Annotated in this window: 21 protein-coding genes; 12 read left to right on the top strand and 9 right to left on the bottom strand. The window is 71.3% G+C overall.

Features of this window, described 5'->3' with window-relative positions:
- The first annotated feature begins 75 nt into the window (after positions 1-75).
- From ADL25_RS42365 to ADL25_RS42350, 4 genes are all read left to right on the top strand, one after another.
- Positions 76-1,245 carry an ArsA family ATPase gene (locus ADL25_RS42365; RefSeq protein WP_059133268.1) on the top strand — a complete coding sequence of 390 codons (1,170 nt, stop codon included), beginning with the start codon at positions 76-78 and terminating at the stop codon, positions 1,243-1,245.
- A gap of 114 nt (positions 1,246-1,359) precedes the next feature.
- Positions 1,360-1,872 (top strand): DUF5304 domain-containing protein, encoded by a 513-nt coding sequence (locus ADL25_RS42360; protein ID WP_059133267.1) that lies wholly within the window; start codon positions 1,360-1,362, stop codon positions 1,870-1,872.
- 100 nt (positions 1,873-1,972) lie between these two features.
- Positions 1,973-2,926, top strand: a complete 954-nt coding sequence (locus tag ADL25_RS42355; protein ID WP_059133266.1) for an ROK family glucokinase — start codon at positions 1,973-1,975, stop codon at positions 2,924-2,926.
- A 126-nt stretch (positions 2,927-3,052) separates the two neighbouring features.
- Positions 3,053-3,811, top strand: a complete 759-nt coding sequence (locus tag ADL25_RS42350) for an endonuclease/exonuclease/phosphatase family protein (protein WP_059133265.1) — start codon at positions 3,053-3,055, stop codon at positions 3,809-3,811.
- Between the two features lie 6 nt (positions 3,812-3,817).
- Here ADL25_RS42350 and ADL25_RS42345 read toward each other — a convergent pair whose 3' ends face one another.
- Both ADL25_RS42345 and ADL25_RS42340 read right to left on the bottom strand, forming a co-directional pair.
- Positions 3,818-4,417, bottom strand: a complete 600-nt coding sequence (locus ADL25_RS42345; RefSeq protein WP_059133264.1) for a hypothetical protein — start codon at positions 4,415-4,417, stop codon at positions 3,818-3,820.
- Entirely contained in the window at positions 4,410-5,189 is a 780-nt protein-coding gene (locus ADL25_RS42340) for an alpha/beta hydrolase (RefSeq protein ID WP_059133263.1), read from the bottom strand. The genes ADL25_RS42345 and ADL25_RS42340 overlap by 8 nt, the downstream gene beginning before the upstream one ends.
- A gap of 161 nt (positions 5,190-5,350) precedes the next feature.
- Here ADL25_RS42340 and ADL25_RS42335 point away from each other — a divergent pair, with 161 nt between their 5' ends.
- The 5 genes from ADL25_RS42335 to ADL25_RS42315 all read left to right on the top strand — a co-directional run bounded on the left by ADL25_RS42335 (position 5,351) and on the right by ADL25_RS42315 (position 10,655).
- Positions 5,351-6,109 carry a lysophospholipid acyltransferase family protein gene (locus ADL25_RS42335; RefSeq protein WP_059133304.1) on the top strand — a complete coding sequence of 253 codons (759 nt, stop codon included), beginning with the start codon at positions 5,351-5,353 and terminating at the stop codon, positions 6,107-6,109.
- 82 nt (positions 6,110-6,191) lie between these two features.
- Positions 6,192-7,454 (top strand): MacS family sensor histidine kinase, encoded by a 1,263-nt coding sequence (gene macS, locus ADL25_RS42330; protein ID WP_059133262.1) that lies wholly within the window; start codon positions 6,192-6,194, stop codon positions 7,452-7,454.
- 187 nt (positions 7,455-7,641) lie between these two features.
- The gene (locus ADL25_RS42325; protein ID WP_234381272.1) at positions 7,642-8,334 is read left to right on the top strand and encodes a response regulator; all 693 of its coding nucleotides are present in this window, start codon (positions 7,642-7,644) and stop codon (positions 8,332-8,334) included.
- 150 nt (positions 8,335-8,484) lie between these two features.
- Positions 8,485-9,513: a 6-phosphofructokinase gene (locus ADL25_RS42320; protein ID WP_059133261.1), complete on the top strand. Its 1,029-nt coding sequence runs from the start codon at positions 8,485-8,487 to the stop codon at positions 9,511-9,513.
- 140 nt (positions 9,514-9,653) lie between these two features.
- A complete protein-coding gene (locus ADL25_RS42315) occupies positions 9,654-10,655 on the top strand; it encodes a 2-hydroxyacid dehydrogenase (RefSeq protein ID WP_059133260.1) in 1,002 nt (333 codons plus the stop codon).
- On the opposite strand, the gene ADL25_RS42310 is transcribed toward ADL25_RS42315, so the two are convergent.
- Both ADL25_RS42310 and ADL25_RS52520 read right to left on the bottom strand, forming a co-directional pair.
- Positions 10,601-12,586 carry an anthranilate synthase family protein gene (locus ADL25_RS42310; RefSeq protein WP_059133259.1) on the bottom strand — a complete coding sequence of 662 codons (1,986 nt, stop codon included), beginning with the start codon at positions 12,584-12,586 and terminating at the stop codon, positions 10,601-10,603. The genes ADL25_RS42315 and ADL25_RS42310 overlap by 55 nt on opposite strands.
- Before the next feature lie 100 nt (positions 12,587-12,686).
- Positions 12,687-12,743, bottom strand: coding sequence for a trp operon leader peptide (locus ADL25_RS52520; RefSeq protein ID WP_079050971.1), 57 nt, complete (start codon positions 12,741-12,743; stop codon positions 12,687-12,689).
- Between the two features lie 209 nt (positions 12,744-12,952).
- Here ADL25_RS52520 and ADL25_RS42305 point away from each other — a divergent pair, with 209 nt between their 5' ends.
- Both ADL25_RS42305 and ADL25_RS42300 read left to right on the top strand, forming a co-directional pair.
- Positions 12,953-14,305, top strand: a complete 1,353-nt coding sequence (locus tag ADL25_RS42305; protein ID WP_059133258.1) for a class II 3-deoxy-7-phosphoheptulonate synthase — start codon at positions 12,953-12,955, stop codon at positions 14,303-14,305.
- A 150-nt stretch (positions 14,306-14,455) separates the two neighbouring features.
- Complete coding sequence (locus tag ADL25_RS42300) at positions 14,456-14,716, top strand: (2Fe-2S)-binding protein (protein WP_059133257.1); 261 nt, start codon at positions 14,456-14,458, stop codon at positions 14,714-14,716.
- 15 nt (positions 14,717-14,731) lie between these two features.
- On the opposite strand, the gene bfr is transcribed toward ADL25_RS42300, so the two are convergent.
- Positions 14,732-15,211: a bacterioferritin gene (gene bfr, locus ADL25_RS42295; protein WP_059133256.1), complete on the bottom strand. Its 480-nt coding sequence runs from the start codon at positions 15,209-15,211 to the stop codon at positions 14,732-14,734.
- 153 nt (positions 15,212-15,364) lie between these two features.
- Here bfr and ADL25_RS42290 point away from each other — a divergent pair, with 153 nt between their 5' ends.
- On the top strand, positions 15,365-15,997 hold the full coding sequence (locus ADL25_RS42290; RefSeq protein WP_059133255.1) for a sulfite oxidase-like oxidoreductase: 633 nt from the start codon (positions 15,365-15,367) through the stop codon (positions 15,995-15,997).
- A gap of 16 nt (positions 15,998-16,013) precedes the next feature.
- Here ADL25_RS42290 and ADL25_RS42285 read toward each other — a convergent pair whose 3' ends face one another.
- The 4 genes from ADL25_RS42285 to ADL25_RS42270 all read right to left on the bottom strand — a co-directional run bounded on the left by ADL25_RS42285 (position 16,014) and on the right by ADL25_RS42270 (position 20,368).
- Positions 16,014-16,526 carry a DUF4396 domain-containing protein gene (locus ADL25_RS42285; RefSeq protein WP_059133254.1) on the bottom strand — a complete coding sequence of 171 codons (513 nt, stop codon included), beginning with the start codon at positions 16,524-16,526 and terminating at the stop codon, positions 16,014-16,016.
- A gap of 83 nt (positions 16,527-16,609) precedes the next feature.
- Positions 16,610-17,476 carry a deoxyribonuclease IV gene (locus ADL25_RS42280; RefSeq protein WP_059133253.1) on the bottom strand — a complete coding sequence of 289 codons (867 nt, stop codon included), beginning with the start codon at positions 17,474-17,476 and terminating at the stop codon, positions 16,610-16,612.
- 67 nt (positions 17,477-17,543) lie between these two features.
- Positions 17,544-19,457: a Stk1 family PASTA domain-containing Ser/Thr kinase gene (gene pknB / locus ADL25_RS42275; protein ID WP_059133252.1), complete on the bottom strand. Its 1,914-nt coding sequence runs from the start codon at positions 19,455-19,457 to the stop codon at positions 17,544-17,546.
- A gap of 116 nt (positions 19,458-19,573) precedes the next feature.
- Entirely contained in the window at positions 19,574-20,368 is a 795-nt protein-coding gene (locus ADL25_RS42270; protein WP_059133251.1) for a thiazole synthase, read from the bottom strand.
- Between the last annotated feature and the right edge of the window lies 1 nt (position 20,369).

Genomic DNA, 20,369 nt, shown 5'->3' with positions numbered 1-20,369 from the left:
GGGGCGGTGCCGCGTGTGCGGGCTCACCCATGTCCTGCCCGGCCCTTTGGCCGGGCCCCGGTAGCGTGCACCCTCATGCGCACCATCCTGATCACCGGCCCGGGCGGTTCCGGCCGCACCACCGTCGCCGCGGCCGCCGCGCTGGAGGCCGCCCGCCGGGGCAACCGCACCCTCGTGCTCGGCGCCGACCGCACCGACACCCTCGGTGCGGTCCTCGGTGTCCCCACCGGCGCCGAACCCGTCGAGGCCGCCCCCGGCCTCACCGCCTGGCGCCCCGACGCCGCCGCCGGGTTCCGGGAGGACCTCGTCGCATTCCAGGACCGCGCTGCCGGTGCGCTCGACCTTCTCGGCGCCGCCCGGCTGGACGCCGAGGAGGTCACCCCGCTCCCCGGCGCCGAGGAACTCGCCTTCTTGCGCGCCCTTCGCGACGCCGCCCTCTCGGAGGCGTACGACCTCCTCGTCGTCGATCTGCCCCCCGTCCCGCGGGCGCTCGGCCTGCTCGCCCTGCCCGAGGAACTCCGGCGCTATCTGCGCCGTCTGCTCCCGCCGGAGCGGCAGGCCGCGCGCGCCCTGCGCCCCGTTCTCGGCCGGCTCGCGGGCGTCCCGATGCCCGCCGAGTGGATGTACGAGACCGCCGCCCGCTGGGACGGCGAGCTGGCCGCGGTCGAGGCCGTGGTCGCCGACCGCGCCACCAGCGTGTGGCTGGTGGCCGAGCCGGGACCGGCCGGGGCCGACGCGGTCCGCACCGCCGTCACGGGCCTGGCCGTGCGCGCCCTGCGGCCCGAGCTCCTGATCGCCAACCGAGTCCTGCCCGACCACGGCCAGGACAGCTGGCCGGCCGGCCTCGCCGCCCAGCAGCGCAAGGCCCTGGAGGAGTGGCAGGGGACCTACGACGTGCACCCCCTCCCGCATCTCGGCCGCGACCCGCGCGGCGCCGACGACCTGGGCTCGCTCCTGCCTCCCGGGGTCAATCCCGCGCCCGACCCGGTCGAGTGGCCCGTGGCGGACCGGCTCGCCGAGGACGGAGTGCTCGTATGGCACATCCCGCTGCCCGGCGCGATACGCAAGGAACTCGAGCTCGTACGGCGCGGCGACGAACTCGTCGTGACCGCGGGCTCCTTCCGGCGGATCGTTCCGCTGCCGTCCGCCCTGCGCCGCTGCACCGTGGCCGGCGCCGCCCTGCGCGACGAAGAACTGCGCATCCGCTTCGCTCCGGACCCGGAGCTGTGGCCGCGCTCCGTGTGACCGGTCCGGACCGGCGCCCGTCCGGGCGCCGGGGACGGCCGGGCGGGCACGCGCTGAATCACGTACCCCCGTTCGGGTAACGTCGGGAGTACGTACCCCAGTCAGGAGTCCGCCATGAGCGAAGAGCGCCCCACGTCCGACGCCGCTCAGGACGCCGCCGTCGGTGGGGGTCCCTCCTGGGCGAGCGAATCCGAGAACCCGCGGGAGCGGGCGACCGACGCCGACGCCTGGGCGACGGCGTGCGCCGAAGACCTCGCCGCGGAGAAGGCGCGCCGCCGGGCCCAGTACGGCCGGCCCCCGGGCTCGGCCGCCGACGAGCTGCGCAAGCTCGTCGACGCCGTCGCCGACAAGCTGTCCGGGCTGCAGACACCGCTGTTCGGCGCCGCGGCCTCGGGCGCGGCCCAGCAGATGGTCCAGCAGGCCGTGCAGCAGGCCAAGGCCGCCGTGGAACCGGTCATCGAGCGCAATCCCGAGATCTTCGACCACCTGGCCGCGGCCGGTTCCGAGCTGCTCGCCGCCTATCGCTCGGCCGTCGAGGCCCAGGAAAGGCGTTGGACCGACCGCACCTCACGCGACTCCGGTCCCGACGGCGACCAGGGTCCGGGGGAGCGCATCGACCTCGACTAGGGCAGTACCGGGTGGTCGGAGCGCAGGGAGGGCCCCGACGCCCGTCAGCACCCTCGGGTACGGTTGGCCGTAGCGGGGCTCGACCGAAACTGAGGGATTCATGGGACTCACCATCGGCGTCGACATCGGTGGAACGAAGATCGCGGCCGGTGTGGTCGACGAGGAAGGCAACATCCTCTCCACGCACAAGGTGCCGACTCCGGGTACGCCGGAAGCCATCGTGGACGCCATCGCCGCAGCCGTCGAGGGTGCCCGCGCGGGGCACGAGATCGTCGGCGTCGGCATCGGTGCCGCCGGATACGTCAACCGCCAGCGTTCGACGGTGTACTTCGCGCCGAACATCGACTGGCGGCAGGAGCCGCTCAAGACGGAGGTCGAGGCCCGTGTGGGCCTCCCGGTGGTCGTGGAGAACGACGCGAACGCCGCGGCGTGGGGCGAGTACAAGTTCGGCGCCGGCAAGGGCCACCGCAACGTCATCTGCATCACGCTCGGCACCGGCCTCGGCGGCGGCATCATCATCGGCAACAAGCTCCGCCGCGGCCACTTCGGTGTGGCGGCGGAGTTCGGCCACATCCGGATGGTCCCGGACGGCCTGCTGTGCGGCTGCGGCTCGCAGGGCTGCTGGGAGCAGTACGCCTCGGGCCGCGCCCTCGTGCGGTACGCGAAGCAGCGTGCCAACGCCACCCCCGAGAGCGCGGAACTGCTGCTCTCGCTCGGTGACGGCACCCCGGACGGCATCGAGGGCAAGCACATCTCCATGGCCGCCCGCCAGGGCGACCCGGTCGCGGTGGACTCCTACCGTGAGCTCGCCCGCTGGGCCGGTGCCGGCCTCGCCGACCTGGCCTCGCTCTTCGACCCCTCCGCGTTCATCGTGGGCGGCGGTCTCTCGGACGAGGGCGAGCTCGTCCTCGACCCGATCCGCAAGTCGTACAAGCGCTGGCTGGTCGGGGGCAACTGGCGCCCGGTCGCCGAAGTGATCGCCGCCCAGCTGGGCAACGAGGCGGGCCTGGTCGGTGCCGCCGACCTGGCCCGGGAGCCCGACCCGATCATGTAGGGGCCGCCCCCTTCACTCGACGGCGCCCGCCTCCCCCGGCACCGGGGAGGCGGGCGCCGTCGTTCTCGACGACCGGGCCCGGCCCGCCCGCGATTCTCCGACCGGGTACGGGCTATCTTGATCGGCATGGCGCCCTCGACTCCGCTTCTGCCCAACTCCCGCACCGAACCCGACGGTTCGGCCGTCGTCAGGGTCCTCGGCTACAACATCCGGTCGATGCGGGACGACACCGACGCGCTCGCCCGGGTGATCCGAGCCTGCGAGCCCGATGTGGTGCTGATCCAGGAGGCCCCGCGCTTCTTCCGCTGGCGCAAGAAGCTCGCGCGGCTCGCGGCGGCCTCCGACCTGGTGATCCTCACGGGCGGCGGTACCGCGGCGGGACCCGCGATCCTCTGCTCGCTGCGCGCCACGGTGGAGCGCACCGAGGACGTGCTCCTGCCGCTCACCCCCGGGCTGCACCGCCGGGGCCTCGCCACGGGAGTCGTACGGTTCGGGGGTGTCCGGCTCGGCCTCGTCAGCTTTCATCTGAGCCTGGAGCGCAACGAGCGATACGCCCAGGGCGGAATGGTGCTCGAGCGGGTCGCCCGGATGGGTGTCGAGCACGCGATCGTGGGCGGCGACCTCAACGAACGCCCGGACGGTCCGACCTTCGCACGGCTGGCGAGCGGTCTTGAGGACGGATGGGCCACCGCCCCGTGGGGCGCGGAGTACACCTGGACGCCCACCGACCCCTACCAGCGCATCGACGCCCTCTTCGCCACGAGCGGGGTCGAGATCCTCGGCTGCGGCGTGCCGCTCGGCCACCCGGGGGTGACGGAGACGGACCTGAGGGCGGCCTCGGACCACTTCCCGGTCCTTGCCGCCCTCAGGGTTCCCGCGCCGTAGAGCCGGTCAGACCACCGCACCGCGGCCGGGGTCGTCGCCGTCCTCGTCGTCCGTCCTCATGCGCGCCACCAGTGTCGCGAAGCCGCCGAGGAAGCCGCCGACGCCGAGCGTGGTGAGCCACCAGGTCATCTCCCAGCCGAGCAGCACGGCCAGCAGGAGCAGGATCGGACCGCCGACCACTCCGAGCCAGGCGAACTTCGCCGTCGTGTCGCCCGTGGGCAGCGGGGGCGGCTCGGGCGGGACGAAGTGGCCCTCGTCGTCATCGTCGAAGTCGTCCTCGGAAGGCTCACGCGGTGCGTAGTCGCGCGGGCCCACGCCGGGTGCGAAGGAGATCGAGCTGCCCAGCGGCCTGGCCGGCTCGTCCTTTCCCTCGCCCCGCTCCCCGTCTCCTTCGCCCTTCTCCTCGGTCTGCTCCCCGTCCTTGCCGTTCGGCTCCATGGCGGGCAGCGCCAGATCCTCGATCGGCTTGAACGGCTTCGAACCGGGAGGGTCCGCGGGCTCGTCGCCGTACCCCGCGACGATCGCCGCCCAGGCGGCGTCCTCGTCGAAGGGCACGCCCTTCTCGTCCGGCTCGCGATCCTCGCGGTCGGAGTCGTGCTCAGCCACCTGCGGACGTCCCTTCCTTACCGACACTGGGCGCGAGCCGGCCGATGAACGAGTGGCTCTCCTCGTGGATCCGGTCCGCATCGTGGTCCAACGTCGCCACGTGGTAGCTCTGTTCCAGCACGATCTCCGTCACGTCCGTGGACGAGACGCGGCCGAGGATCCGGGCCGAGTCGGCCGGCGGCACCACATGGTCCTGCGGACTGTGCAGAAGCAGCAGCGGCTGCGTGACCTGCGGCAGCTCCCCGTCGACCACGCGGAAGAAGGAGCGCAGGGAGTGCGCCGCGTGCAGCGGCACCTTGTCGTAGCCGAGCTCCGTGCTGCCCTCCTTGGCGATGTCGCTGGTGATGCCCTTCGTCGCCCGGACGAGGTGGCGGGCCACCGGAAGGGCGTACGCCGACAGGCCGTGCACCTTGTTCGCCGGGTTGACGACCACCACGCCGCTCACGGCCTCGCCGTGCTTGGCGGCGAGCCGCAGGGCCAGGGCGCCGCCCATGGACAGGCCGGCCACGAAGACCTGCGCGCAGCGGTCGCCGAGGGCCCGCAGCTCGCGGTCCACCTCCGCGTACCAGTCGTGCCATCCGGTGAGCTGCAGGTCCTCCCAGCGTGTGCCGTGTCCGGGCAGCAACGGCAGCGAGACGGTGAGGCCGCGCTCGGCGAGATACTCCGCCCAGGGGCGCAGCGACTGAGGGGAACCGGTGAAGCCATGGCAGAGGAGGACGCCGACCTCCCCGCCGTCGTGGCGGTACGGCTCGGCTCCAGGGAGGACCGGCACGTCGGTCTCCTGTTCATGAAAGGGGCTGGGCACGTCGATTGCAGGTACTTCACCGTACGCGACCGCACTGACACCGACCAGGGCCGTCGGCCTCTTTGCGAAAGGACCGGGTTAAGGTCTGTTCGACACACACAGGAGGCAGTCGGTTGTTGTACGGCGCGATGAAGGTATCCATCGGAGGGCCGCTGAAGCTTGCCTTCAGGCCCTGGGTGGAAGGCCTGGAGAACGTTCCCGCCGAGGGCCCGGCGATCCTGGCGAGCAATCACCTGTCCTTCTCGGACTCCTTCTTCCTGCCCGCGGTGCTCGACCGGAAGGTCACCTTCATCGCGAAGGCCGAGTACTTCACGACACCCGGTCTGAAGGGCCGGCTGACCGCCGCCTTCTTCAAGGGCGTGGGGCAGCTCCCCGTCGACCGCTCCGGTGCACGCGGCGCGGGCGAGGCCGCGATCAAGAGCGGCATCGAGGTGCTGGAGCGAGGCGAGCTGTTCGGCATCTACCCGGAGGGCACACGCTCGCCCGACGGGCGTCTCTACCGCGGCAAGCCCGGTGGTCTCGCGCGTGTGGCGCTGGCCACCGGCGCGCCCGTGATCCCGGTCGCCATGATCGACACGGAGAAGATCCAGCCGCCGGGCAAGGTCATGCCCAAGCTGATGCGCCCGGGCATCCGTATCGGCAAGCCCCTGGACTTCCGGCGCTACCGAGGCATGGAGCAGGACCGCTTTGTGCTGCGCGCGGTGACCGACGAGGTCATGTACGAAATCATGAAGCTCTCCGGCCAGGAGTACGTCGACATCTACGCGACGGCCGCCAAGCGGCAGATCGCGGAGGCGGCGAAGGCGGAGAAGCAGGCGCACAAGGAAGCGGAGCAGGCGCACAAGGAGGAACGGAAGGGCGCCGTGAGGGAACGGCCGGACTCCTAGACGCGTCCGTCCGGGTCGGGGGGAGTGAACCGAGGGGGCGCTCCGGCGGGGGCGCCGCCCAGGTGAACGACAAAGGGGGGACATGGCCAAGCGCGAGCGGGTCATCCGGATGTCGGTCGAGCAGCCGCTGTGGCGTGCGCTGACGGCGTACCGGGTTCTGACGATGCTGTACGCGATCGGGCTCTTCGCGACCGCCTACGGCCATTTCGCCCGGCCCTGGCTGGCCATCGCGTACTACGCCGTGCTGTGCGGCTGGACGCTGGCCACGCTCCCGAGCGTGGCGAACGCCGCGAGCTGCACCAAGCGGTTCCTGGCCGCCGACCTGACGATCGCGCTCACCGGCATCCTCCTCACCCCCCTTGCCGACACTCATGAGCGGATCCTCGCGGGAGGCCCCACCCTGCCGTCGATCTGGACCGCCGGGTCGGTGCTCGCCTTCGCGGTCAAGGGCGGCTGGCGGTGGGCGGCCCTCGCCTCCACCCTGGTCGCCGCGGCGAACCTGGTCGAGCGCGGCGCACCCGCCCGCGACACCATCCACAACGTGGTCCTCGTCTGGGTCGCCTCCATCGCCATCGGGTACGTCGTCGAGGTGGCCCGTGCCTCGGAGCGCACCCTCGCCCGTGCCCTGGAGATCGAGGCGGCGACCCGCGAGCGGGAGCGGCTGGCCCGGGGCATCCACGACAGTGTGCTCCAGGTGCTCGCCATGGTGCAGCGGCGCGGCACCGCTCTCGGCGGCGAGGCCGCGGAGCTGGGCCGGCTGGCCGGCGAGCAGGAGGTCGCCCTGCGCAGTCTGGTCTCCGGGGGCCTGTTGCCCCTCTCACGGGCCTCGGAGGACACCGCGCTCGGCGCGGTCGTCCGGGCGGTCGAGGAACCGGACGCCGAGGAGGGCCCGCTCGATCTGCGTGCCCTGCTGGCCCCGTACGCGGGCGCCCGGGTGACGCTGTCCGCGCCGGGCTCGCCCGTGCCGCTCGCTGCGGCCGCCGCGCGGGAGTTGTCCGCGGCCGTCGGGGCCGCTCTGGACAATGTCCGCAAGCACGCCGGGGACGGGGCCCGCGCCTGGATCCTGGTCGAGGACGAGCCGCAGGGAGTCGTCGTGACCGTACGCGACGACGGGCCCGGCATCCCGGAGGGGCGGCTCGCCCAGGCGGAGGGAGAGGGGCGGCTGGGAGTGGCCCAGTCGATCCGCGGCCGGCTGCGCGACATCGGCGGCACGGCCGAGCTGATCTCGGTTCCGGGCCAGGGCACGGAAGTGGAACTGAAGGTGCCGAAGGGTGCGAAGGACCCGGACGGCCCGAACGACACGAAGGGCCCGGAGGGCTCATGGGGGAAGGCGGAGACGCGATGACGGGAGCACAGCGGCCGGCCGGGGATCGTCCGGCGGCCGGGCGAAGGGCGGCGCGGCCGGCGACGGCGGAACCGGCCGGCGGCTGCCGGGCGGCCGCGCCGGGGCTGCCGGGCAGGGCGCGAGGAGCCGGGCGGACAGGGACGCCACCGGGACCGCCGGTCGCAGGGGTGACGCGGGCGGAGGGGCGATGAGGGGGGACGTGACCGAGGCGCGGCGGGAGCCGACCAGGATCATGGTCGTCGACGACCACCCCATGTGGCGGGACGCCGTCGCACGTGATCTGGCCGAGGCCGGCTTCGACGTCGTCGCCACCGCGGGCGACGGGGAGCAGGCGGTGCGCCGCGCCCGTGCCACAGTGCCCGACGTCCTCGTCCTGGACCTCAATCTGCCCGTGAAGCCGGGCGTCCAGGTCTGCAAGGAACTCGTCGGTGCCGATCCGGCGCTGCGGGTCCTCGTGCTGTCGGCGAGCGGTGAGCACGCGGACGTGCTGGAGGCGGTGAAGTCGGGTGCCACGGGCTATCTGCTGAAGTCGGCGTCCACGGAGGAGCTGATCGACGCGGTGCGCCGCACGGCGGTCGGCGACCCCGTGTTCACCCCCGGTCTCGCGGGACTGGTCCTCGGGGAGTACCGCCGGCTCGCCTCCGAACCGGCGCCCGCCGCGGACGCGGACGAACCGAAGGCACCGCGGCTGACCGACCGCGAGACCGAGGTGCTGCGGCTGGTCGCCAAGGGCCTGAGCTACAAGCAGATCGCCGAACGCCTGGTCATCTCGCACCGCACCGTGCAGAACCACGTCCAGAACACCCTGGGCAAGCTCCAGCTGCACAACAGGGTGGAACTGGTGCGCTACGCGATCGAGCGAGGGCTCGACGGTGAGTGAACCGTGCTGCGCGCTCCCACTTTCGGGTGAATTGGCGGTGATCAACTGGCCTACATTTCACCGGAATTGACTCTCCGCGCCATGCCGAAGTGACGTGGATCACCATTAGCGTGACTCGCATCAGGCAACCGCGGCGAAGGGACATTTCCAATGCGGGTCGGAGTACTGACCGGAGGCGGCGACTGCCCCGGGCTCAACGCCGTCATCCGGGGCGTCGTACGCAAGGGCGTGCAGGAGTACGGCTACGACTTCGTCGGTTTCCGGGACGGCTGGCGGGGTCCCCTGGAAGGAGACACCGTCCGGCTCGACATCCCGGCGGTGCGCGGCATCCTGCCCCGCGGCGGCACCATCCTCGGCTCCTCGCGGACCAATCCGCTCAAGGAGGAGAACGGCATCCGCCGGATCAAGGAGAACCTCGCCAAGGAGGAGGTCGACGCGCTCGTCGCGATCGGTGGCGAGGACACCCTGGGCGTCGCGGGCCGGCTGGCGGACGAGTACGGCATCAAGGTCGTCGCTGTGCCGAAGACCATCGACAACGACCTGTCGGCCACGGACTACACCTTCGGTTTCGACACCGCAGTCAACATCGCGACCGAGGCGATCGACCGCCTGCACACGACGGCGGAGTCGCACATGCGGGTGCTCGTGGTCGAGGTGATGGGCCGCCACACGGGCTGGATCGCGATCCACTCGGGGCTGGCCGGCGGGGCCAACGTCATCCTCATCCCCGAGCAGCGCTTCGACGTCGACCAGGTGTGCGCCTGGGTGACGTCCCGGTTCAAGGCCTCGTACGCGCCGATCGTGGTCGTCGCCGAAGGCGCGATGCCCAAGGACGGGGACGTGGTGCTGAAGGACGACTCGCTGGACTCGTTCGGGCACGTCCGTCTCTCGGGCGTCGGCGAATGGCTGTCCAAGGAGATCGAGAGGCGCACCGGCAAGGAGGCCCGTACGACCGTGCTCGGGCACGTCCAGCGCGGCGGTACGCCCAGCGCCTTCGACCGCTGGCTCGCCACCCGCTTCGGCCTGCACGCCATCGAGGCGGTCCGCGACGGCGACTTCGGCAAGATGGTCGCCCTGCAGGGCACCGACATCGTCCGGGTCCCGATCTCGGAGGCCACGGCCAGGCTGAAGACGGTCGACCCGAAGCTGTACGACGAGGTCGGCGTCTTCTTCGGCTGACGCTTCGGCGGTACCAGGGGCCTACGGTCGCCGTTCCCCGGCGATCGTCCTTCGGGGGTGCCCCCGCGAGCACACCCGCGTCCGCACCCCCGTATATTCACCGCTGTCAGGCAATCCTGGTCATATCGCCGGAGGGCCCCGTGGAGATCCTCGCGTTCGGTGTGCAGGCCGACGAGAAGCCCCTGCTCGAGAAGGCCTTCGCGGGGTATCACGACATCCGCTGCCTTGATGTCTTCCTCAACGAGGACACGGCGCCCATCGCCGTCGGCCGGGAGGTCGTCTGCACCAGCGTCAACTGCGAACTCGGCAGTCGCGTCCTGCAGACCCTCGCGGCCGGCGGCACGCGGTTGATCGCCCAGCGCTCCACCGGCTTCAACAACATCGACCTCCCGGTCGCCGAAGGCATCGGCCTGACGGTCGCCCGGGTCTCTTACTACTCGCCCTACTCCGTCGCCGAGTTCGCCTGGACTCTCGCCATGGCCGTCAACCGGCGCATCGTCCGGGCCGGCAACCGCACCCGCGACTTCGACTTCCGTCTCGACGGCCTGATGGGCCGCGACATGCACGGGCGCACCGCCGGTGTACTGGGCACCGGCAAGATCGGCGAGGCGTTCACCCGCATCGCCCACGGCTTCGGCATGCGGCTCCTCGGCTGGGACGTCGTCGAGAACCCGGCGTGTGCCGCGCTCGGCCTCCAGTACGTCTCCAAGGAGGAACTGCTCACCCGGTCCGACCTGGTCAGCCTGCATGTCCCGCTGATGCCGGAGACCACCCATCTCATCGACGCGGCCGCCCTGGGGGCCATGAAGGACGACGCCGTCCTCGTGAACTCCAGCAGGGGCGGCCTCATCGACACCCAGGCTCTGGTCACCGAGTTGCGTGCGGGCCGCTTCACCGGGGTCGGCCTCGATGTGTACGAGGCGGAGGCGGGCCTGTTCTTCCTCGACAAGTCCCTGGAGCCGGTCGAGGACGACACCCTGGCCCGCCTCGTCACCTTCCCGAACGTCCTGGTCACCTCGCACCAGGCGTACTACACCGCGGACGCCGTCACCCAGATCGTCGACGCCACGGTGCGCAACGTCCTCGACTACACCGCAGGCCGCCGCTCCGAGAACGTCCTGGTGCCCAGGTCCACCGACTGACCCAGCAGCTCCCGTACGACGGCGGCGCCGTTCACCGACAGCACCGACTCCGGGTGGAACTGGACACCGGCGAACCCCGGCCCGCGCAGTGCGTGCACCTCGCCGCCCGTGCCGCGGCTCACCTCGACACCGTGCGCGGCCAGCTCGGCGGCCGCCTCGTCGTCGCAGTGCGCCACGAAGCTGTTGTAGAAGCCGACGGTCTCCGGCCGGCCGAAGAGATCGATCTCGGTCTGCGCGCCCTGGTGGGGGATCTCCTTGCGCACGATCTCCAGGCCCAGCTCGGCGGCGATCAGCTCATGGCCCAGGCAGACACCGAGCACCCCGTGCCGGTGGTCCCGGACGACCTGTGCCGTCAGCTCCCGCAGGAACCGCATCCTGGGATCGGCGGTGTCCGACGGATCGCCCGGCCCGGGCCCGAGGACCAGCGGCCCCTCGTGCGCGAGCACCGTCTCCCGCAGCCCCGGCTCGTCGTACCGGCGCACGGTCACCTCGAGCCCGGACGACCGGAGGACATGGGCGAGCATCGCGGTGAAGGTGTCCTCGGCGTCGACCACGAACGCGTGTCCTGTGAGGTCCGCGGTCCGCTCCTGCATCCGCAGCCAGAACGGGGCGAGCCGGCCGCGCCTGCCGTCGAGCGCCGCCCGCACCCGCGGATCGTCGCCGAGCCCGGGGCGTTCGCGATCCGTGCGCGGCCGTGCCGGGCGCGCGCCCAGCGCCGCCAGCACCCCGGCGGCCTTGGCGTGGGTCTCCGCCACCTCGCTCGCGGGGTCCGAGCCGCGTACGAGGGTGGCGCCCACCGGAACCCGCAGCCGTCCGTCGGCGTCGATGTCGGCGGTCCGGATGAGGATGGGGGAGTCGAGGGTCTGGGCGCCCCCCGCGTCCCGTCCCAGCAGCGCGAGCGCGCCCGCGTAGTAACCACGGCCGCCCCTCTCGTGGCGCTCGATCACGCGGCAGGCGTTCTGCACGGGTGAGCCGGTGACGGTCGCCGCGAACATGGTCTCCTTCAGCACCTCGCGCACGTCGAGGGTCGACCTGCCGCGCAGCTCGTACTCCGTGTGAGCGAGGTGGGCCATCTCCTTCAGGCGCGGTCCGACGACGACCCCGCCCATGTCGCCGACCGTGCACATCATCTTGAGCTCCTCGTCGACGACCATCGACAGCTCCTCGATCTCCTTGCCGTCCGCGAGGAAGGTGAGCAGATCCTCGGCCGTCGGGCCGTCCACGGGATAGCGGTACGTTCCGCTGATGGGGTTCATCACGACGGTCCCGCCGGTCCGTCCCCCGTCGGCGCCCTCGGCCGCCGGCGCCTGCTGCCCGCCCCGTCCGCCCGACATCCGCACGTGCACCTCGGGGCTCGCGCCCACCAGCGTCCGCCCGTTCGTCTCCCGCCCGCGCCCTTCCGGTGAAGACCCCCCGTTCCCGGTGTGCACCACGAAGGTCCAGTACGCGCCACGCTCGCCGATCAGCAGCCGCCGGAACAGTGCGAGGGCGTCGGAGCGGCCGAATCCCCGCACTGTCCCCTCGTACGTCCGCCGGATCACGAAGTTCGCCCCCTCGCCCCGTGCGATCTCCTCGCCCAGCACCCGGCCGACGATCCGCGCGTACTCCTCGTCGGGCACGTCGAAGCCGCCGTCCTCCACCCGGACGTCGTGCCGGGGCAGCTGATCCAGGACGTCGTCGAGGGGCAGCTCGTAGGACTCCTCGGGCCGCAGGGCCAGCAGGGGCGTGCCGTCGTCGCGGACGTCGAAGCCGCGCTCGCGGATCTGGCGGTACGGGACGAGGGCCAGCGCCTCGTCGGGAAGATCGGCGAGTCGCTCGTAGGCGTCGACGCGGCCGATCAGCAGCTCCACGGTGTTGTGGTCGCGCCCGGGCGTACGGCGGCGCAGCAGGGCGAACGGGCGCTCGTCGTGCAGGAGTCGTGTGAGGTCCATGGTTCCTCTTCCGTCTGTCGTGAGGAGGAACGGCCCCGGTCGCACGAACGCCGAAGGCCGCCCCCCGGGCGGCCTTCGCGAAGTCGTGGGATACGCGCAGTCAGTGGGCCGCCGGACGAGCGGTCCACCACCAGTTCTGGTTCGAGTGCGCGAACATGCGGCGACCCTACCCCATCGCGCGGCGCGCCGAGGGGGATGCGGGCTGGGCGCGGTCGCCGCGCGGCGGTGCGGCACCCCGGGGCGCGCGGGTGGGGAGGCCGCTCGGGCAAGGCGCGGGGTCGGCCGCCGGTGTCCACGGAGCGTATCCGTCGTCTCACTTTCTGGGCGTGGGCCGGGAGCCGTCACGTCACCCCGTAATGTTGAGGGGTGACCGTGAACGCTAAGACCAGCGCAAGCGCTGGCAACACCTGGCGAGACCTGCCCGCGGCGCAGCAGCCCGAGTACTCCGACCCCGAGGCTCTGCGCGCAGTGATCGCGGACCTCGAGTCGTATCCGCCGCTCGTCTTCGCGGGCGAGTGCGACCAGCTGCGCGCCCGGATGGGAGCCGTCGCCAGGGGCGAGGCGTTCCTGCTCCAGGGCGGCGACTGCGCCGAGGCCTTCGACGCCGTGTCCGCCGACCACATCCGCAGCAAGCTCAAGACCCTGCTCCAGATGGGCGCCGTGCTCACGTACGCCGCCTCGGTGCCGGTGGTGAAGGTCGGCCGGATCGCCGGCCAGTACTCCAAGCCGCGCTCGAAGCCCACCGAGACCCGTGACGGCGTGACGCTGCCGACCTACCGCGGCGACTCCGTGAACGGCTTCGACTTCACCGAGCAGGCCCGGGTCCCGGACCCCGAGCGCCTGAAGCGGATGTACAACGCCTCCGCCTCGACGCTCAACCTCGTCCGCGCCTTCACCACCGGAGGCTACGCCGACCTGCGCCAGGTGCACGCCTGGAACCAGGACTTCGTGAAGTCGTCGCCGTCCGGGCAGCGCTACGAGCAGCTGGCGCGGGAGATCGACAACGCGCTGAACTTCATGCACGCCTGCGGGGCGGACCCGGAGGAGTTCAAGACCGTCGAGTTCTACTCCTCGCACGAGGCGCTGCTGCTCGACTACGAGTCGGCGCTGACCAGGGTCGACTCGCGTACCGGACAGCTGTACGACGTCTCCGGCCACATGGTGTGGATCGGCGAGCGCACCCGGCAGATGGACGGCGCGCACATCGAGTTCGCCTCCCGGATCCGCAACCCCATCGGCATCAAGCTCGGCCCGACGACGACGGCCGAGGAGGCGCTGCAGTACATCGAGCGTCTCGACCCGGAGCGCGAGCCGGGCCGGCTGACCTTCATCGTCAGGATGGGCGCCGACAAGATCCGTGACCGGCTTCCCGAGCTGGTCGAGAAGGTCACGGCGTCGGGGGCGGTGGTGGCCTGGGTGACCGACCCGATGCACGGCAACACCTTCGAGGCGGCCTCGGGGCACAAGACCCGCCGCTTCGACGACGTGCTCGACGAGGTCAAGGGCTTCTTCGAGGTACACAAGTCGCTGGGCACCCACCCGGGCGGCATCCATGTGGAGCTGACCGGCGACGACGTCACCGAGTGCGTGGGCGGCGGCGACGAGATCTTCGTCGACGATCTGCACCAGCGCTACGAGACGGCGTGCGACCCGCGGCTGAACCGCAGCCAGTCGCTGGACCTGGCGTTCCTCGTCGCCGAGATGTACCGCGACCAGTAGCCGCTCGGACTGCCATGAACCCGAAGGTGGGGCGCGGATCACATGCGATCGGCGCCCCACCTGCCTTTTGCCGTCACTCCGGGACGGGTAAGGTTAGGTTTGCCTCACCGATCGATCGGGATGGCGCGACCTCGGATACCCCGTCGGGAGGTGAACCGCGTGTACGTCTGCAGTTGTTTCGGCATCACCGAGCAGCAGGTGAAGCAGCACGCGGAGGACGGCGCCTCCACCCCCCGGCAGATAGCGTCGGCGTGCAAGGCGGGCACGGACTGCGGTTCGTGCGTACGGCGGATCCAGTCGCTGCTCGGCCGCGGGGCCTGCCCGCGCCGTGAGCTCGCCGACCGGGGCCGGCCGGTCCTCTCCGCCGTGGACGGCCAGGACGGTCTCGACGGTCTGGAAGAGGCCGCCTGACTCTCCGGCCATCGGCTAGCTGTCCGGCTGTTCGATGACCTGTGCGATGTAGAGCGCCTCACCGAGTTTTTCCACCAGGTCCAGCTGGGTGTCCAGGTAGTCGATGTGATCCTCCTCGTCCTTGAGGATCGACTCGAAGATCTTCGCGGACGTGATGTCGCCCTTCTCCCGCATGATCTTGATCCCGCGCCTGAGCCGGTCGATCGCCTCGACCTCGACCTGCCGGTCCGCTTCGAACATCTCCTTCACGCTCTGTCCCACCCGGACATGGAAGAGCCGCTGGTAGTTCGGCAGGCCCTCCAGGAAGATGATGCGGTCGGTGAGCACCTCGGCGTGCCGCATCTCGTCGAACGACTCGTCCCGCGTGTGCTTGGCGAGCTTGTACCAGCCGTAGTTCTCCTGCAGCTTCGCGTGCAGGAAGTACTGGTTGATCGCGGTCAGCTCACCGGTGAGCTGTTCGTTGAGGAATTCGATGACCTCCGGATCGCCCTGCATCGCGCGGGCTCCTTCCAAGCGGAAACTGGCGGGTTGCGCCGCATGATTGCACTGGCATCCGAACGCGTCCAGTAAGTCCACGCTTAGTACGAGTTGTCCGATTCGGGTATGGGCTGGTCATGTGCACCCTCCGCGGTCTGTCAGGATGGAGTCATGGGTCATCCGGTGGAGCGCGAAACTCGAGAAGCGGCAGGATCCGAGCTTCCGCCGGGACAGCGACTGCAGCGGGGATGGCCGGTCACCCACTACGGCCCCGTCCCCAAGTTCCGCCCCGAGCGCTGGGAGTTCAGGGTTTTCGGAGCCACCGCCGACGGCGAGAAGCACTGCTGGAACCACGAGGAGTTCACGTCGCTCCCGTATGCGACCGTCGTGGCCGATCTGCACTGCGTCACGAAGTTCAGCATGCTCGGGGCGGAATGGGGCGGTGTGCCGGCGCGCACGGTCCTGGAGATCGCGCCGCCCGCGCCCACGGTCACCCATGTCATGGTCTGGGCGGAATACGGATTCAGCTCCAATCTGCGCCTCGCCGACTTCGCCTCGGACCGCACGATCTTCGCCACCCACAAGGACGGCGAGCTGCTCACCGCGGAACACGGCTTCCCGCTGCGTCTGATCGTTCCCCATCTGTACGCCTGGAAGGGCCCCAAATGGGTCCGCGGTGTCGAGTACATGACCGCCGACCGCCGCGGCTTCTGGGAGGAGCGCGGCTACCACAACCTCGGCGACCCCTGGAAGGAACAGCGCTACTCCTACCAGGAGGAGCCCGGGGACGGCCCCGAGCTCTGACCTGCCGGCCGTCGGGTCAGCCGTGGTAGCGGTGCACCACCGCGTGGCCCTTTCCGCGGCCGATCATCCACTTGTTGACCGGCGTGGTGAGCACGAAGGCGAGGGCGAGCGAGACCGCCAGCGAGCCCCAGAAGAGAAGATCGCCGAGATGGGCCTCCATCGCGGACGGCCACAGGACGATCACGCCGTTGTCGATCACCTCCATCACGGCGATGGAGAGCGTGTCCGCGGCGAGGGCGACGCGCACGGCGGTCCGGAGGTCGACGCCCGCCCCGAGGACGCCGCGCAGGGTGAGCGAGTAGCCGAAGACGAAGGCGAGCGCGATCGCGAGGGCCATGGTCGGGCCGTTGCCCCAGCCCGCCGCCGTGCCGATCACCATGCCGAGCACCTCACCGATGGCGCATCCGGTGAGGCAGTGCAGGGTGGCGCGCGCGGCCGCCTGCCAGGTCGCTCCGCCCGTGCCGTGGCCGTGCCCGTCATGGGCCGGAGTGGGCTGCGCTACGTGGTCGGTGTGTGCCTCGTGCTGCATGGCGGCCCCCGATGTCCGGCTGCGTTTCCCGTCGCCACACAGAACCGTATACCCCACGGGGGTATTCCCACGGTCGTTCGCTCTCAGCCTTCCCGCAGCTTCTTCAGGCGCTCCACGTCCGCCGCGTGCCCTTCCTTGCCGCCCGGCGTCTCGATGATCAGAGGCACGCCCTCGGTCGCCGGATGGGTCATCAGGGCCCGGAACGGTTCCTCACCGATGTGCCCGGCGCCGATGTTCGCGTGGCGGTCCTTGTGGGCGCCGACCAGGTCCATCGAGTCGTTCGCGTGGATCAGCCGAAGCCGTCCCTCGCCCACCGTCTCCACCAGCAGGTCCAGCGTCTGGTGCATCCCGTGCGGCCCGGTCAGGTCGTGCCCGGCCGCGAAGACATGGCAGGTGTCGAGGCACACGCCCAGCCTGGGGTGCGCGTCGAGGGCCTCGAAGTACGGTCCGAAGTCCCAGGTCCGCGAGCACAGGGAGGCGCCCTGGCCCGCGGTCGACTCCAGCAGGAGGAAGGGGTCGTCGTCGTGTGTCAGCTCGTCCAGCAGAGGGAGCAGGCGCTCGCGCACCTGGGCGAGGGCGACGGCCCGGTCCCGGCCGCCGGTCGCGCTGCCCGTGTGCACGACGACGCCCAGTGCCCCTATCTCCCGGCCCCGGCGCAGCGAGTGCCGCAGGGACTCCACGGACCTCTCGGCCGTCGCCTCGGTGTGCGAGCCGAAGTTGATCAGGTACGGCGCATGGACGTACGCCGGGATCGATCCGGCGGCGCATGCGGCACGGAACTCCTCGTCCTGCCGCGGACTGCCGGCGGGCGTCGCCCAGCCCCGCGGATTGGCGACGAAGACCTGCACGGTCTCCGCCCCGAGGTCACGCGCGTAGGCCAGTCCGACCGAGTTCAGACCGCCGGCCACGGGGACATGGCCGCCGACGGGATTGCGGGCGGCACCGGACATGCCGAGCGGGCCACGGGAAGGCTGAGTTCTCACCCTTCAAGCGTGTCATGCGTCCCGTGGCTCGCCGTCAGCGGATCTTGATCGTGATCGTCGATCCCTTGGGCGCCTTGTCGCCGCCTTCGACGGACTGGCTCTTGACCGTCTCGCCGAACAAGCCCAGCAGCCCCCGGTCCTCCTCGACCTGGAAGCCCGCTTCCTCCAGGGCCCTCCTCGCGTCGTCGACGCCGTCGCCCACCACGTCCGGGACCTCCACCTGCTCGCGGCCCTTGGAGATCGTCAGCGTGACGGTGTCTCCCTCGCCGACCTCCTTGTCCGCGCCCGGCGACTGCTCGGCGACCTGTCCGGCCTCGAATGCCGACATGATCCGGGTGTCCGCGATCTTCACTTCCAGGCCCGCGTCGCGCAGTTGCGCGGTGGCGTCGTCGACGGAGCTGCCCGTGACATCGGGAACCTCCACGGGGCTGCCCTTGCTCACGTTGAGCGCGATCGCCGAGCCGCCGTGGCGCTCGGTGCCCGCCTCCGGATCCGTGCCGATCACGAAGCCCTTGGGCACGTCCTCGCTGAAGGCGCCCGTGACCATGCCCGCGACGAGCCCGTGCTGCGTGAGCTGCTCCTGCGCCTTCTCCAGCCGGACGCCCCTCAGATCCGGTACCTCGACCGTCTCCGGGCCGTCCGAGACGGTCAGTGTGACGGAGTCGTGGGAGCGGATCCGGGCGCCCGTCGCCGGGTCGCTGCTGATCACCGTGCCGCGCGTGACCGTGTCGCTGTAGGCGTGCTTGACCTGCTTGACCTCGAGCCCCGCCTGCCCGAGCCGGTCACGGGCTTCGGCCTCGGTCTTCGCCAGCAGCGGGGGGACCCTGGTGAACTGACCGGAGTTGATGTACCAGACGCCGGTGCCCACGCCGAACAGCACCAGCACGGCGAGAACAACCGCGAACACCCCGCGCCGGGGGCGCCCGCGGCGTGCGGCGGCTGGCCCGGGCGGAGGCATCTCGAGCCGGCTCGTGCGGTTGATCACCGCCGTCCGGGCCTCGCCGTCCGGCGCGACGGGAGTGCGCGGTACGACGCTCGTGCGGTCCTGCGCGTTGTTGTGCTGCTGCGTGATCGCCTGCGGGGGTACCGCCTCCAGCTGCTCGGCGGTGAGCGCGCCGCGCGCCTCGCGGGCCTGTCCGAGCAGGGCCACCGCGTCGCCCGGTCGCAGCCGGGGGTCGCGCGCGGTCGCCGAGGCGACCAGATCGTCGAGTTCGACGGACAGACCGGGAAAGGCGGCCGACGGCGGCGGCACGTCCTCGTTGAGGTGCTGGTAGAGCACCTGGGCGGGGGAGTCCCCGTAGTGCGGCTTGCCGCCGGTGAGCATTTCGAAGAGGACGACCCCGCATGCGTACACGTCGACCCTGGGGTCGGCCGTGCCGTGCTCGATCTGCTCCGGGGCCAGATAGGAGACCGTGCCGAGGACGGCGCCCGTCGTGCTGGTGACGGTGTTCACGGCCCGTACGAGCCCGAAGTCGGCCACCTTGACCCGGCCGTCGTCCCCTATGAGGACGTTCTCCGGCTTCATGTCGCGATGCACGAATCCGGCGCGGTGGGCGGCGCCCAGGGCGGCGAGCACCGGCTCGAGGATGTCCAGGGCGGCGCGCGGTTGCAGCGCCCCGCGCTCGCGCAGCACGTCGCGCAGGGTGCAGCCGGCGACGTACTCCATGGCCAGATAGACGTAGGAGCCGTCGGCGCCCTGGTCGAAGACCTGCACCACGTTCGGGTGGGCGAGGCGCGCGACCGACTTGGCCTCGCGTATGAAGCGCTCGACGAACGAGCCGTCGGCGGCCAGAGCCGGATGCATCACCTTCAGCGCCAGGACGCGGTCGAGGCGGGTGTCCACGGCCCGGTAGACCGTGGCCATCCCGCCGACCGCGATACGGGCGTCGATGCGGTAGCGGCCGTCGAGCACATGCCCGACGAGAGGGTCGTGAAGGGTCGTATCCACGCAGGTGAGTCTACGAGGGCATAACGACCCGCCCGACGGATACGGCGGAGCCGGGGTGCGACTGCAGCCGACCTGTGACGCTCGCCGCACCTGTACGGGGCCGTGTGCGCCGGTCCTCAGAAGGCAGGCCGCTCCGGGTCCAGACGGGCGACGCCCTCCGTGGGGGACGACGCCTGAGCGAAGTGCCGGCGGGGGATGCGGCCCGCCCTGAGCGCGAGCCGCCCCGCGTCCACCGCGTGCCGCATCGCCTCCGCCATCAGCACCGGTTCCTGGGCCCGGGTGACCGCCGAGGCGAGCATCACACCCGCGCACCCCAGCTCCATCGCGAGCGCCACGTCCGACGCCGTACCCGCTCCCGCGTCCAGGACGACCGGCACACGCGCCTGCTCCACGATCAGCTGGAAGTTGTGCGGGTTGCGGATGCCGAGCCCGGAGCCGATCGGCGAGCCGAGCGGCATGATCGCCGCGCAGCCGACGTCCTCCAGCTTCCGGGCGAGGACGGGGTCGTCGTTCGTGTACGGCAGCACCGTGAAACCGTCGTCGACCAGTGTCTCCGCGGCGTCCAGCAGCTCGATGGGGTCGGGCAGCAGGGTCCGTTCGTCGGCGATGACCTCCAGTTTGACCAGGTCCGTGCCGAGCGCCTCACGGGCGAGACGGGCGGTGAGCACGGCCTCGCCCGCGGTGAAGCACCCCGCGGTGTTGGGCAGCACCCGGATGCCCAGCTTCTCGAGCACGGAGAGGACCGATCCGTGCACCGAGGCGTCGACGCGCCGCATGGCGACCGTCGTCAGCTCCGTGCCGGACGCAACCAGCGCCCGTTCGAGCGCATCCAGGCTCGGCGCACCGCCGGTGCCCATGATCAGCCGGGACGAGTAGGTCGTACCACCGAGGACGAAGGGGTCGTCGGCCATG

The organism is Streptomyces sp. NRRL F-5122, from assembly GCF_001507435.1.
Classification (GTDB): domain Bacteria; phylum Actinomycetota; class Actinomycetes; order Streptomycetales; family Streptomycetaceae; genus Streptomyces; species Streptomyces lannensis.
Note: the sequence above shows the minus strand (reverse complement) of the source record. Positions and strands in the feature narration are given on the sequence as shown.

Bases quoted from the DNA above. Each gene is read 5' to 3' on its own strand.
- ADL25_RS42365 (WP_059133268.1), top strand. From the start codon at position 76: ATGCGCACCATCCTGATCACCGGCCCGGGCGGTTCCGGCCGCACCACC.
- ADL25_RS42360 (WP_059133267.1), top strand. From the start codon at position 1,360: ATGAGCGAAGAGCGCCCCACGTCCGACGCCGCTCAGGACGCCGCCGTC.
- ADL25_RS42355 (WP_059133266.1), top strand. From the start codon at position 1,973: ATGGGACTCACCATCGGCGTCGACATCGGTGGAACGAAGATCGCGGCC.
- ADL25_RS42350 (WP_059133265.1), top strand. From the start codon at position 3,053: ATGGCGCCCTCGACTCCGCTTCTGCCCAACTCCCGCACCGAACCCGAC.
- ADL25_RS42335 (WP_059133304.1), top strand. From the start codon at position 5,351: ATGAAGGTATCCATCGGAGGGCCGCTGAAGCTTGCCTTCAGGCCCTGG.
- macS (WP_059133262.1), top strand. From the start codon at position 6,192: ATGGCCAAGCGCGAGCGGGTCATCCGGATGTCGGTCGAGCAGCCGCTG.
- ADL25_RS42325 (WP_234381272.1), top strand. From the start codon at position 7,642: ATGAGGGGGGACGTGACCGAGGCGCGGCGGGAGCCGACCAGGATCATG.
- ADL25_RS42320 (WP_059133261.1), top strand. From the start codon at position 8,485: ATGCGGGTCGGAGTACTGACCGGAGGCGGCGACTGCCCCGGGCTCAAC.
- ADL25_RS42310 (WP_059133259.1), bottom strand. From the start codon at position 12,586: ATGGACCTCACACGACTCCTGCACGACGAGCGCCCGTTCGCCCTGCTG.
- bfr (WP_059133256.1), bottom strand. From the start codon at position 15,211: ATGCAGGGCGATCCGGAGGTCATCGAATTCCTCAACGAACAGCTCACC.
- ADL25_RS42290 (WP_059133255.1), top strand. From the start codon at position 15,365: ATGGGTCATCCGGTGGAGCGCGAAACTCGAGAAGCGGCAGGATCCGAG.
- ADL25_RS42285 (WP_059133254.1), bottom strand. From the start codon at position 16,526: ATGCAGCACGAGGCACACACCGACCACGTAGCGCAGCCCACTCCGGCC.
- ADL25_RS42280 (WP_059133253.1), bottom strand. From the start codon at position 17,476: ATGTCCGGTGCCGCCCGCAATCCCGTCGGCGGCCATGTCCCCGTGGCC.
- ADL25_RS42270 (WP_059133251.1), bottom strand. From the start codon at position 20,368: ATGGCCGACGACCCCTTCGTCCTCGGTGGTACGACCTACTCGTCCCGG.